We start from the raw sequence: 13413 nt of genomic DNA, 5'->3' as shown, positions 1-13413 counted from the left end.
ACCATCCGTCGTTATTGTTGTTTAATTAGTAGATATACCGCATATTGGCATGTAAATCCGAATAGTTGCCATAAAATAAGCAATTTTCATGGCCTTATTCTATGACGCTTAGCAAGGATAAACATTATCCTTGACTGATACAACACAACTGAATTATGTAAACGCTGGCTTTAGTCAATAGTTAACGAATACGTATGGGTTATCCCACATTTTGAAACAAACTCTTGATCATGACTCACTAAAATGAAGCCACTGTTATAGCGGAGTAAAGCATCCGACAATATATGCTTACTTCTAATATCAAGATGATTGTCAGGCTCATCAAGTAGTAATAAGCTATTCTGGTGTTGACTAGCAATTAGCATCGCCAGTCGCATTTTCTCTCCTCCACTGAGTAACCCTGCCTTTTGAAATACTTTATCTTTTCTAAATCCGTTAGTTGCCAATAAAGTACGTAGTTCTGAGTGACTTAGATGTGAACAAAAGTAAGACAAATTTTCTAACATGTTATTTTGGCTCTGTATCAATGAACAATGCTGGTCTAACAAACAAATTTGGGTGTTTATGTGGGCTGAACCACTAACACTCAGTGTTTCTAATATATCTTTATACCCGATTTCTTGTCGCCTATCCTGGGCACCTGAAAGATTCTTTAATAGGTGTAAGAGTGTCGATTTCCCCGATCCATTGATACCATTCAAATAGCATTTTTCGCCTTGCTTAACTTCCATCGATATTGTGTTATTCGTGTGTGGCAGGGTGATCTCTTGCAGATTAATCAGTCTTTTCATTTTTTGTAGATTGGTCCTAAACCCAAATTGTATCGGTTTAAGTGTATTGTCAGTTTTCGCTGCTTGTATTTGTTGCTCGATATTCGTTATTTTGGATTGATGCTGTGTTATTTTTGCGCTTAATGATGACTCGGCTTTATGTTGTTTAGCACCCAGTAACACTTTAGGCATTCCTCCTTTTTTACCTTTATTCGCTCCTTGGCTAGCACGTTTTTGTGCTTTTTCTGTATCACGCTGCGCGCTGAGGATTGCTTTGTTTTGCAGTACCTGTAATTGATTCAGCTTTTTGGCTGTCGCTTTCTCGTGTTGCAAGTTCTGTAGTTCAAACGCATCATAATTTGATTCAACTAACTCTATACCCCCGGGGGTTAGTTTTGCTATATGTCGACAAAGGTTAAGTAACATGCGGTCATGGCTAATCAGCAAACACCTACCTGTGAAAGATAATAATTTCTCTGTTAACCACTGTTTGGTTTCACTATCTAAATGATTACTGGGTTCGTCGAGTATCAGTATGCCATCTTGCAACTCAGCCTTAAAAAAAAGGCTCCACAACATCACTTTTATTAATTCGCCACCACTTAATTCAGATAATTTTGAATATGCGGTTATGTGTTTGGATAGTTTTGCCAATTGTACTTTAAAGGTAGCAGCAAATAGCCAATCGTCACCGACTGTTTGATAGTCTTGTGGTGCAATACTGCCACCATCAATATTTTTAAGTGCATCAAGTTTAGATGCAGCCCCAAGATACTCTGCCACTGTTTCATTACGAGTAAAAGCAACGTGTGTATTTTGCCCTAGAAAGAAAAGTGGCCCGATAACTTCAACGGTTCCTGTGGTTGCCTTAACTTTTCCTCTAATAATGTCTGCCAGTAAGGATTTACCAACACCATTTTCACCTACAAGTGCGGTTAGTCCTTCGGGTAAATTGAAGTTGATGTGGCAAAACAGCATACCACCATTGCTATGCTGTAATGAAATATTGCTAAGTGTTAAGCGTGTCAAAATAAACGTCTCCTGATAATTCAGGGCGCTAAATTTAATCAGTATGGCATACCGAAAACGTAAGATGATTTTCGAGACAGACACCAATTGAAGAAGCCAATAACCCTGATAATTCAAATTAAATACTGAATTAATGTCAGACGTTATTTGTTCATTGGCTCAAAGTCTCTTAGTGGCGGTCATGTACTTTACAACACAAAAAGTGAGTTTGTAAGTGCTCAAACATTAACATGGCAATAAAATATTCATGATTTAATGTGTTATGGCTCTGTCGGCTTTCTTAATTTTTGCTCATTTATTAAACAGCTGCTAATGTAATATTGCTTTGTCTAAAAATGGCACTATTGGAGCGCTAAGCAAAGTAAAACGGAAGGGAGATTGTTCAGTGAAAACATTTATAACAAAACCTAGTGTGTTAATTTGTTTGTTAAGCTTGCTGTCTTTTAACACATTAGCTGCCGACGAGCGTGTGTTTAAAAATGGAGATTATTGGGAGGTATCCTCAATCACAGTTGTTGATGGTCAATGGTTAAATTATGCCAAACATCTATCGACCAAATGGCGTGATTCACAGGAGTTTGCTAAGTCTAAAGGCTGGATTAATGGCTACAAAGTCATTATCAACCAGTATCCTAGAGACGGGGAGCCAGACATGTATTTAATTACCATGTTTGAAACCATGGCCACCAAAGCGCAAGATGATGAGCGATACAAAGCCTATATGCAATGGTCTAAGAGCACTATTGCTAAATTAGAAGAAAGCAGTGGAGAACGTGTTGTTATGCGTCACTTAAGCGGTAATGCACTAATGCGTGAAGTCACTTTTAGATAAGTCATTGATGTTTTATGTATGCACATTCATTTTGTCATTTATCCAACTGTCAATCTTCACTCGCAGCGGGCTGTTGGCATATTTTTTTTAGTCGAACTTGCTTTCAATCAACATGGATACGATATAATTTCGCAACAGAGTGACTCAACTTTTGAGTTTATTTGTATCACTCAGAAGCTTAATAAATTGGTGTTTATTTCTTTATTTCTTTAATTCTTATGGGCTGTCGATATTATTTTTTGATGATATGACTACAATTTATCCTCACCATATCTAACCATGATGAGGTGTAATTAGGAGACTTCATCTCTCTGCGCATTTGCCACTTTCCTTGAATACCTTTTGCCGCTAATGATAAAGAGTCGGGACCAAAACGTTGATTAATGGTATCTAGTGCGGCCATAACCCGAGGATCACGGCCTTGTACTGAAAACATATCTCGCTGATACATTGCGTCATCTACCAACTCAATAGCGCCTACACCTGATTTATGGAATAACACACCGGGACGATATATTTGCTTTGCCGCTTCGCTAGCCGCAATGGCTAGGTCGCGGCTATCAGCGGTAGCATCAAAAAAACCATGATGTATGTTGCGCCGGTAAATCTGCCCATCTGAGAACGGACTGGAATGAGCAAATGCTACCATCATCTTTATTAAGCTACCTTGCTTACGGGCTTTTTTGGCGACTTTTTCACCATGCATCACTAAGCTTTGTTCTAATGATGCATAATCAGTGACTTTTTCACCAAATGCTCGAGTAGAGAATATTTGTTGTTTAGGGCTTCTTACTTCATCCCATGTTAAGCATGACTCACCTTGTAATTCCCTTACTGTGCGCTCGATATTTACAGAAAACTGCTGACGCATTAGTTTGGCGGGTTGTTGCGAAAGCTTCCACGCATTATCAATCGCCATAACCCTTAGCTTTTTACCTAAGCGCCCCCCGATCCCCCACACATCTTCAATAGCCATTCCTTGCAGCACCGTCATGATGTTTTGTTTATCAATAATGCTGACGCCACCTGTATTTTTGTTCTTCTTTGCGTAATGGTTAGCCGCTTTAGCTAATGTCGCAGTCGGCCCCATACCCACACAGACTGGTAGCCTGACCTCTTGCCATATTACCCGCCTTATTTCCTTTCCCAGATGCCACCAACTGTCTTTGGGTTGGGTTTGAAAACGAAGAAACGATTCATCAATTGAGTAAATATGTTGCTCGGGCGAGTATCGGCTGAGGATATCCATTATCGATGCAGACAAGTCTGAATATAATTCATAGTTAGAGCTGCGCACTATTACGCCAGATGCTGCAACTTGTTTGCTAATTTTGAAGTACGGTTGAAACTTTACATTACCTAGTTTGGCTTTAGCTAACTTACACATGGCCACTACACAGCCATCGTTGTTACTTAACACAATGACGCCAGTTCGCCGGGCAAGTGGATCGAAAATTTTCTCGCATGAGGCATACATGCTATTAACATCGACTAACGCAAACATCTTGCCAGCTTTGTTGATTGGCGGTGATTTCTAATCGAGCGAATAACAATGCCTTCTTCTAAGAATTCATCGCCATCGGTTAGTTGGTAGGCCTTGTAAATATCGAGCCCTGACAATAAGCACTGCTTTTTACGGTCATAGAGCTTACACATGAATACACCATTTAACGTAGCCACTATGATATCCATATTGGCTTGCCTGGCTGCCCGGTCAACAATTAATACATCGCCATCAAATATGCCGTGGCCTGTCATGCTATCTCCTACAGCAAGCCCTACAAACGTGGCAGTGGGGTGATCAATGAGTATTTCATCAAGAGACATGGGTAGAGTCTGGTACTCTGACGCGGGTGACTCGAAACCGGTTATGCCAGCCTGAGCCTTGATCGGTATAATATTCATTACGTCTCAATACTGTATGGGTGTACAGTATTATAGCGCGAACTATATACTAGATAGCAAGAACATTCATCGATAGTTACTGATATAGTGGATCTGTAACTATCAATGAATGTTGCTTATTTAAATATTGCAATTTTTACAAGTATCCCCGAAAATAGACTTACAAATTTTGGCATCAAAACAGCCGGACAAATGGCAACACACTACAGGTAAATTGTCCCCAATATTTTAAGAACCAAAACAATTACATATTTTACACACTTTTAATGGATCTAATTTCTTTGTACATAAGTATAAAGAGTTGAATTTAAAAAATGTTAGCCCTAAAAACTCGCCCTAAAAGCGGGTTTTTTGCATTTTAGGGGTAACGTAAAAGAGAATCATTACTATTTTCGTCTACCAATTAGGATATCAATTATGAACAACGTTAACCGCCGTGACTTTTTAAAAATATCAGGTTCATCTATTATCGGATTGACCCTAGGTGGGGTGGCATTACGCGCTAACGCACAAGAGCAAGTGGCGCTTGATGATCCAACTGCCATTGCCCTTAAGTATGTGCATGAATCAAAGATTGAAGGCGCACATTGCTCAAATTGCCAATATATTCAAGGTGAGGACGGTAAAGAGTGGCGCCCATGCGGAATTTTCCCTGGTAAAGTAGTGAACGCTAAAGGTTGGTGTTCAGCTTGGATGAAGAAAGCGGGATAAATTACTTGAGTAGATTAACACCGTTAATTTAAGCATTTCATAAACAATAAGGCTGCTTAAAAATCAGCCTTATTGTTATTTACACAAAAGACATTTTTACGAAAAACAATAGCGTGCAGCAGTCTCAGCAATGATGCGTCTTCGCCTTATTCACAAACCAGTATGGTATTGACTGACTGTTGACTCTATTACCATCGAGTTTAAGGTCATTTCTACCTTTGCATCACCCGCCAATAATTGTTCGAACTGGCTAATCAATGCGACTTTGTCAGGTGAGGCTTTATCACCGGCTCCAATATTGGTTAAATCAATTAAAAAACCGTCAAATAAATCAGCCAAGTCATTGATGACCTGCATATTTAAAAACTGATCTTGATTATAAATACTTGGGTAACCTGCCTTTTGTTTATCAATCGCAAACGACACACCTTTAAGGTTGGTAATGCTGGTTGATTTATCACACGACAGCATACAACCATTATCTATTCTTGGTTTATCACAACCCACACTTTGTTGGAAGAAACACTGTCTGCTGGTCATTAACAAGATGGGATGATAGATACTGTAAAACAATTTAAAGTTTGCAGGCCGTGCAATGTTTTTCATTTGTTGTTGATTAAGCTCGTTAGAAATAAACGCGCCGCTGCAATCAAATTCTTCTTTCATGGCCATTAAGGCATAAGAATTGGTGGTATTTAAAAAGGGGCCCGCTATCCATTCTATCCCTAGTTGATTTGCTCTGTACGCGATACCCGTGTTGTTAGTGACAATTAAAGGCGGTGCCACTTGCTCTAAAATATTAATCGCCACATCATAATCCTTACCAATCAATACAGCAGGAAACCAAGGGATGAGGCGTGGGTTTGCTGATAAGAAATCGATATATTTAGTGCAATCGCGTTTGTAGGCGTCGGGTAATTTAAAATAAATATCAGCAGAGGTGACTGTGGTTAAATGAATATCTGACTCGTCACTGATTAATATAGAAAGTTGGGGCTGTGTATCTGCAAGGCTATCGGCGTTCTTAGTATGTCTTTCTAGTTCAGGTAATGTGACTGCAGGTAATAACGCCTTGGAATGATTCAATACACGGGCGGCTTCGTTTTTGAGAGATGTCAGCTCACTAAAGGGAACACTAAGCTTGGCTGATAAGTCGCGTAACTCGATTTCCTTAAGTACGTATTCAGCATTGCCTAAGCTTCTGAAACGTTTATCAAGAGTGATGTGATCAATCCCATTGTGCTCACTCTTAGTTAATAGACTTGTGGATTGAAGTACAAAACTTTTCGCTGCCGTTTTGGAGATATTAACTAATGGAGTCTGTTGGGTCGATAGTTCTTGTGTGTTATTTTCTATGCTAACAGTTAGACTTAATGGACTGCCTGATTGACCCGAAAAGCTGAGAGTTAAAGGCACTTTATCGATACTTAAATATTGAATTTTGTCTTTTACCGCATCATTAATTTCGTTTTTTTCTTGGTAAAGTGTGTGTTCGACTTCTTGAATTTGCACTACGGAAATTAGATTTTTGTCGTTAGTACTGCTGATTTTAGCGATGGCATGGTTTTTTGAATTATCTCGTGGATTATCAATAAACATCGACTGGTTTAAATCACCACGCAAAAACGCATTTGAAAAGTCCCGATTAAATACTTTATAAAGGCGTTCGCCGTCTTCAAGCAATTGACCTGTTTTAATAAAGCCATCTATTTGCTTACGAAAACTATCCACCACTGTATGCACATAACTTGCGCCTTTTATTCGCCCCTCTATTTTAAAAGAGGTCACGCCAGCCTCTATTAACGCAGGTAAATCAAAAAATGCAGAGTTATCTTTTATATTGAGCGGGAAATTATGACCTGTTGCTGTGGTTTCATATTCTTCACGGCACGCCTGACTACAACGACCACGGTTACCCGAATTACCCACGCTTGCTGAAGTGGAATAACATAAACCCGAGAAGGCCACACAAAGTGAACCATGCACAAACACTTCAGTTAAGATATCGTGTTCGCGGCTCACCGCGGTTAACTCAGTTATTTCCCTGAGGTTTAGCTCTCTGGATAAATTAACTCTCGATGCGCCCAGTTTTTTGAGAAAACCAATCTGCCCGGCATTGTGGGTAGTGAGCTGTGTTGATGCATGGATATCAAGGCTAGGAAAATGTTTTTTAATCAGGTTAAACATCCCTATATCTTGAACAATCACCCCATCTAGCGTGGTATTCACCAGCTTACTTAACAACTTAGCTAGGGTGGTAAATTCCCGTTCCAAAATCACAATATTTAAGGTCAGAAAGATTTCGCATTGATACTGATGCGCGAGCCGAATGACTCCTACAAGTTCATCAAAAGAAATATTAGACGCACGATTACGGGCATTAAAGGTATCAAGACCGCAATAGACGGCATCAGCACCGGCAATAATGGCCGCTTTAATGGCATCAACATCACCGCCTGGGGCTAACAATTCAATTTTATGCTTCATGTAGATAATATATAGTCGGTTAATTTTAAAGCGCGGATATTACCCGTATATTTGGCCAATGAATATCGCTACAGTAGATTATTCTAGGTAAACACGGCAAAGTGCTCGGTTTAGTGAGTTAGTAAGTACAAAACAGCGATAAATACCCAATATGCCACTGCCTATAAACATGCCAGTCCCGATACTGTACTCATTACGAAACTGCCCGTATGCGATGCGAGCGAGAATAGGCATACATAAAGCCCAGCTTCAGATTGATTTAAGAGAGGTTAATCTCAAGCAAAAACCTGTTGAAATGCTCGCGGCTTCGGCCAAAGGCACCGTACCTATTTTAGTGTTAGATAATGAACAACGGCCACCGACTGTAATTGACGAAAGTCTAGATGTTATGTTGTGGGCGCTAACAAATAACGACCCTGATAATTTGTTGCACTCCCATGATAAAAGCGCGTTACCAAGCATGCTGAAGTTGATTGCACAATTTGATAATGAATTTAAAACCTGTTTGAACGCTTATAAGGCTTCTAAACGGTATCGTGAAGATAACGTTATCGAGTGTAGGCAGGCCTGCGAGGTGTTTATTCAGGAGCTTGAAAATCGCTTAATTGAAAGTTCTTTTTTAATGTCAGCACAAGAGAGCTTGGCAGATATTGCATTGGTGCCGTTTATTCGGCAGTTTGCTAAGGTTGAACGTCAATGGTATCTGCAGGCGCCTTATCCGCGGGTTAGGCAGTGGCTTAATTTTTATTTGCAGAGTGGGATGTTTACTAGGGTGATGGCTAAACATGAGTTTTGGGTTGGTGGTGGGGAGTAAGGGCTGTGGTCTTTTTTTATGCGCTAACGCTTACCGTTATCCATGACGTTTTTGCCTCGAATCCCTTCGAATCAGTTACTTTTTCTTCTAAAGCTAAGAAAAAGTAACCAAAAAGAAGCCGCCGCGACTAAAGTTTTTAACCGCACAAAAAGACTTATTTTATGGGCGCCAACCGCTTTGTCGTTGCGAATGTATCCCTTCAAGCTCCACTCAAATGACGTCCCGCGCGGCGTCCGCTTGTCATTTGCCCCTAAAACAAGCCTTTTTGTGCTGAAACTTTAAATGCGGGGAAAGCAGTGGCAAAGCCACCAGAGAGGGTATCGGCAAAGCCAATTTTCTATTCTCTTACGATGGATGATGAGATGGACGCTCCCTAATACGGCGTCAATGCGCCAAAATAGTATTTCCAACAAGACTATTTACATAGGGAACGTCCAAGATGAAGCTTAAAACAATTACTATCGATTTAGCAAAGAATGTATTTCAAGTATGCGGGGTGAATGAGCATATAAAACCTCAGTTTAATAAGATGTTAAAGCGCAATGAGTTACTCGACTTTATGCGCCAGCAGTCACCGACTGTGGTGGTCATGGAGGCTTGTTACTCATCTCATTACTGAGGGCGAGAAATAGCGAAATTAGGCCATGATACCAAGCTTATCCCTGCCCAACATGTCACGCCCTTTGTGCGAGGTAACAAGAATGACCACAACGATGCTTTTGCCATAGCAGAGGCCAGCCAACGAGCTCATATCCGCTTTGTGCTGGTGTAGTCTGAGCACCAACAGGAAATATCCTGCTTACATCGTATCCGTGAGCGACTTATCAAAAACAAAACAGCGATGAGTAATCAAGCTAAAGGGCTATTGAGTGAGTTTGGGGTAGTGTTTCCTTGTGGTCACAAAGCCCTGCTAAATGGGTTAACCAGTGTGATAGATAACCCTCAATACAGTCATCGACTACAAGATATGGTGATAGACATGTTGAGCGAATATGACATCACACTTAACCGTCTCAAAAGTATTGAAAAACAGTTAGATTAATTTGTCGATGCAAGTGAAAGCGGAAAAATCCTACGCAGTATTCCTAGTATCGGTGTGATTAATGCTTCTGCGTTGTTAGCCGCCATCGACAAAGGCCAGGCGTTTAACAATCCTAAAGAGTTTGCAGTGTGGTTAGGGCTGACGCCCAAACCACATGCATCGGGTAATATCAGTAAAATGGGCGGCATTACTAAGCGTGGAGACCGTTACTTACGTAAACAATTGATACACGGTGCGAGAGCCTTTGTCAGCCGAGCAGCAAAAAGCACAGGCCCATTAGCTTTGTGGGCGTTGAAATTTCGTGCAACCAAACCGTTTAATAAAGTGGCAGTCGCCATGGCTCACCGTTTGGCTCGTTTAATCTGGATATTACTTTCTCGCCAAGAGCACTATCGCGTTACAGCAGCCAACCTGAGCGCATAATATGAAACAGTTTACGTTATCCCAGTTTTGCTTAATTCCGTTGTGGACAAAGGCACCAAGCCTGTGTGGGTGTTGTGGAAGGCAAGACTCGGGATAACACCTTTTTACCAACCCGCTTAGTCAGTATATGATGAGGAAACGTTATGCCCTACCACATCAAAGCCAGGCTATGACAAGGATTATTAATCCGTGTGGGTATTTTAAAGGCGATGTGGTACCCGGTACCCGGAACGGAGTTCATCAGAGGCCTGAAATGATAAAACCATTTCAATAAAGAGCCTGAATATATGTCAGAACTAAGCCATTTTTAAGACTGCCTTCAACACAACAGACTAACGGTAAAAGAAGATTAAAACGGTATTTGTGCTGAAAATCAGCACGAAGGTACAGTACTATGTTGACATCACGGGAGCGTCCATATATGTCCTCATAATTCCTTAAGAGAATTCAAACTATCAGACTATATTGAGCGAAAAATCATCATACGATTAACTAAACTTGACTGACGGCAATGAGCGAATTGCAGACTGTTTAAAACTGTCACGGCAATTGCTGGTTTACTCAAAAGCGGCCGTAGGTCATTCAAATTTGTATTAGAAGTTTGAACTTAGAGTTAGCCCCATGTCCAAAGACGGAAGTAGAAAACCTAACTTTTATCGTGGAAAGTAAAATCAACGGCTCTACCTCCGCAGACTTCATCCTATTTTTCACATTTGGTAATGTTGACATTAAAGATCCTCAAGCGCTACATAGTCTAGATCAAATCCAAAACAGCGTGGAGAGACAACTTTTAGGGCTCGGTCACTTCGATAAAACTGTGGGCAGCCAACTGCAAATACTGCAACTCGCTGGCCATAGCGAAGTCGTTCAGCGTTGATTGGTGTTGATGTTTCGTAGTCAACGATAACAATTAAATCAGGCACACTGGTGACTACCTTGTCTCCTTTGCGAGCAAGCAGATATTCATTTTTTATGCTCACTGTTAATGGCGAATCACTGCTGTCAAAAGATTCAATTGTGGCTTCACCAATGTCATAACCGCCAACAATTCGGGTGGCCTTGTCAATCACCTTGCCGGTATAAACCAAGCGACATTCACCATAAATTGAGTCTTTAAATAGTGCCTGTAATGGCGCCAGCATATCTGTTGCTAAGCCACGATTTTCACGCAGGGTTTGCCCCAGTTTAATAGAGAACGACAACGTGCCTGGAATAATAGAGTCTTTCAGTTCACGCCCGGTCATAGGATGCTCGGCTGTGGTGATCATGCCACCTGCCGCCATCGCAAGGCTGCGTATGTGTCGCTCATAAACTTCGGTGCTGTTAGTCGAGAAAGTAGAAACATTACCGGCATAATCATATGCAAGCGCTGGCGTAGGTTTAACTCCAGCAATGGCATAGCTCATCATTTGAGCTTCGGGTAAAGCTCGGCCCATGCCATCACCATCAATAACTGCAAGGCCTTTTCCGGCTGCGGCCACAATAGGAATTAACGAATTTCCGCCACCAATTTCAAAAGACGCCACAGCATCGACTGTTTTTCCAACGTGTTTTTCAAATGCCGCTAAGGTATTCGCGGCGTCTTCTACCGAAGGCAACAATTCTAGGCTCACCGTTGGCGCGCCTACCGAACCAATGGCAACCACGTATGCATCATCACTTAATTCAGAAGGGTCGATTACCTCGACTGGCCCAAATTGTTTTATCGCTTGTTCTGCTATAAGGCGCGGAACATATGGGTCACCGCCACCACCAGTTGCCAAAAAAACCGAACCCAATGCTAAATCTTCTAAATGTTTAAGTTCAATTTTCATAATGTCGACTCCTGTGTATTGTCAGATGAATTAGCCGGCGAGCTGGCTAATTCACCAATCACTTTGACGCGTATACATGTGCTAGATTCATCCATATAAGGTACCGGGGTTTCTTCGATATCAACGGTGCGCAAAGTTTCTGCTGCTGCACCTGCATCAATGGCACGTTGCATTGCGTCTTTAGTCACCTGCTTTATGGCCTCTTCGCGGGGTAAGGTGCGATAAGACACCATCTGCTCAGCTTCACCGCCGATTTGTGCAATGGCAGCGCCTATGGCGTTGGCAACATCAGCATGTTCTGGTCGATGGATATCTGAAGCTGCGTCTAATCCATCAGTTATCAGAATTGCACCGCCACCAACCAGTATTACCGGCATGGATTTTCCACCTGGCTTCATCATATCGATATTGTTATTAAGCATAGCATGTAGAGTTTGTTTTGCCTTGCGAATGGTTTCAGCCGAGATATGTGCGACTTTTGATTTATCACCAATGTTTTCAGCACCACTGGCCACTAAAATGTCGGTAGTGGTGAGGGTGTCGCCACCAAAAACCAAACCTTCTGTTACTAGCCTATGACCTACCGAACGCGGCCCAATTGAACTGCCATCGGCTGAAACGATACTGCCACCGCCCAAGCCAATCGCTAAGATGTCGGGCATTCTAAAGTTAGTGCGCACGCCGCCTACTTTAATAATCACATTTGATTCTCGCGGGAAGCCATTTTGCAATACACCGATGTCTGATGTAGTGCCACCAATATCAACGACTATGGCATCCTTCAAGCCAGTTAATTTATAGGCGCCACGTAAGGAGTTGGTGGGGCCAGAGGCAAAGGTCAGGGCCGGATAGGAGCGAACAAAATCAGCACTCATCAAGGTGCCATCATTTTGGCTGATATATACAGGGCAGTTTAAGTTGCGTTTTTTTAATGCACCTAAAAACGAGCTGACTACTTTGTCGGCAAAAGGTAGCAAAGTGGTATTAAGAATGGCCGCATTTTCACGTTCCATTAGACCTAAACGACCAAAACTATGGGATAGGGTAATTTTGGCATCTGGAATGGCTTGACGTATTTTGGCCGCGACTTGTTCTTCTGGTGTTGAATTTATCGGTGAAAATGCTGACGCAATGGCAATATTTTTAACGCCGCTTTTAAGCATGCTATTAATCATATTAGTGATTTCAACTTCGTCTATATCAGCTAACGACCAACCGTCATATAAATAGCCGCCATGTAACATAAAGTATTCACTATCAAGAGCATCTTTGAGATCTTGTGGCCAATCCAACATGGGGGGCATGCCATTACCTGAGGGTAAACCAATGCGCACCGCTGCCACTTGGGCCAGTTCACGTCGCTCAATAATGGCATTGGTAAACTGAGTGGTGCCTATCATCACAGTTTCGATTTTATCTTGTGAAATGCCGCTATCGCCTAAAATAACGTCCAGCGCATTGGTGATCCCCGAAATAACATCAGCAGTGGTAAGGGCTTTGGTTGATGCCAATACTTTATCACCTTGCATAATCACTGCATCTGTATGCGTGCCGCCTACATCTATTCCAATTCTCATGTGTTTTAC

The 13413-nt window shown here is 41.6% G+C and carries 9 protein-coding genes and 1 pseudogene; 4 read left to right on the top strand and 6 right to left on the bottom strand.

All coding sequences use genetic code 11. From position 1 onward, the window contains the following. Positions 1-170: 170 nt before the first annotated feature. Positions 171-1799 (bottom strand): ATP-binding cassette domain-containing protein, encoded by a 1629-nt coding sequence (locus tag C427_RS12925; RefSeq protein WP_007641737.1) that lies wholly within the window; start codon positions 1797-1799, stop codon positions 171-173. A 385-nt stretch (positions 1800-2184) separates the two neighbouring features. Here C427_RS12925 and C427_RS12920 point away from each other — a divergent pair, with 385 nt between their 5' ends. Then, positions 2185-2631 carry a hypothetical protein gene (locus C427_RS12920; protein WP_007641739.1) on the top strand — a complete coding sequence of 149 codons (447 nt, stop codon included), beginning with the start codon at positions 2185-2187 and terminating at the stop codon, positions 2629-2631. A gap of 232 nt (positions 2632-2863) precedes the next feature. Here the strand turns inward: C427_RS12920 and C427_RS12915 are convergent, their stop codons facing one another. Both C427_RS12915 and C427_RS12910 read right to left on the bottom strand, forming a co-directional pair. Then, complete coding sequence (locus tag C427_RS12915; RefSeq protein ID WP_007641741.1) at positions 2864-4135, bottom strand: Y-family DNA polymerase; 1272 nt, start codon at positions 4133-4135, stop codon at positions 2864-2866. Next, on the bottom strand, positions 4123-4536 hold the full coding sequence (locus tag C427_RS12910; protein WP_007641743.1) for a S24 family peptidase: 414 nt from the start codon (positions 4534-4536) through the stop codon (positions 4123-4125). Before C427_RS12910 ends, C427_RS12915 begins: the two co-directional genes overlap by 13 nt. A gap of 417 nt (positions 4537-4953) precedes the next feature. Here C427_RS12910 and C427_RS12905 point away from each other — a divergent pair, with 417 nt between their 5' ends. After that, positions 4954-5247, top strand: a complete 294-nt coding sequence (locus C427_RS12905; RefSeq protein ID WP_007641749.1) for a high-potential iron-sulfur protein — start codon at positions 4954-4956, stop codon at positions 5245-5247. A gap of 150 nt (positions 5248-5397) precedes the next feature. Here C427_RS12905 and C427_RS12900 read toward each other — a convergent pair whose 3' ends face one another. After that, complete coding sequence (locus C427_RS12900) at positions 5398-7734, bottom strand: peptidase U32 family protein (protein ID WP_007641750.1); 2337 nt, start codon at positions 7732-7734, stop codon at positions 5398-5400. A gap of 214 nt (positions 7735-7948) precedes the next feature. Here C427_RS12900 and C427_RS12895 point away from each other — a divergent pair, with 214 nt between their 5' ends. Further along, positions 7949-8548, top strand: coding sequence for a glutathione S-transferase (locus tag C427_RS12895; protein WP_007641752.1), 600 nt, complete (start codon positions 7949-7951; stop codon positions 8546-8548). A 439-nt stretch (positions 8549-8987) separates the two neighbouring features. Continuing rightward, positions 8988-10013 (top strand): annotated as a pseudogene (locus C427_RS24970) (IS110 family RNA-guided transposase). 728 nt (positions 10014-10741) lie between these two features. Here the strand turns inward: C427_RS24970 and C427_RS12875 are convergent. Both C427_RS12875 and C427_RS12870 read right to left on the bottom strand, forming a co-directional pair. Continuing rightward, entirely contained in the window at positions 10742-11827 is a 1086-nt protein-coding gene (locus C427_RS12875) for a DUF917 domain-containing protein (protein WP_007636998.1), read from the bottom strand. Continuing rightward, entirely contained in the window at positions 11824-13404 is a 1581-nt protein-coding gene (locus tag C427_RS12870; protein WP_007636997.1) for a hydantoinase/oxoprolinase family protein, read from the bottom strand. The genes C427_RS12875 and C427_RS12870 overlap by 4 nt, the downstream gene beginning before the upstream one ends. Positions 13405-13413: the final 9 nt, after the last annotated feature.

Source organism: Paraglaciecola psychrophila 170 (genome assembly GCF_000347635.1).
Taxonomy (GTDB): domain Bacteria; phylum Pseudomonadota; class Gammaproteobacteria; order Enterobacterales; family Alteromonadaceae; genus Paraglaciecola; species Paraglaciecola psychrophila.
This window is presented reverse-complemented; position numbering and strand designations above follow the sequence as displayed.

Bases quoted from the DNA above. Each gene is read 5' to 3' on its own strand.
- C427_RS12895 (WP_007641752.1), top strand. From the start codon at position 7,949: ATGCGAGCGAGAATAGGCATACATAAAGCCCAGCTTCAGATTGATTTA.
- C427_RS12900 (WP_007641750.1), bottom strand. From the start codon at position 7,734: ATGAAGCATAAAATTGAATTGTTAGCCCCAGGCGGTGATGTTGATGCC.
- C427_RS12870 (WP_007636997.1), bottom strand. From the start codon at position 13,404: ATGAGAATTGGAATAGATGTAGGCGGCACGCATACAGATGCAGTGATT.
- C427_RS12910 (WP_007641743.1), bottom strand. From the start codon at position 4,536: ATGAATATTATACCGATCAAGGCTCAGGCTGGCATAACCGGTTTCGAG.
- C427_RS12905 (WP_007641749.1), top strand. From the start codon at position 4,954: ATGAACAACGTTAACCGCCGTGACTTTTTAAAAATATCAGGTTCATCT.
- C427_RS12915 (WP_007641741.1), bottom strand. From the start codon at position 4,135: ATGTTTGCGTTAGTCGATGTTAATAGCATGTATGCCTCATGCGAGAAA.
- C427_RS12875 (WP_007636998.1), bottom strand. From the start codon at position 11,827: ATGAAAATTGAACTTAAACATTTAGAAGATTTAGCATTGGGTTCGGTT.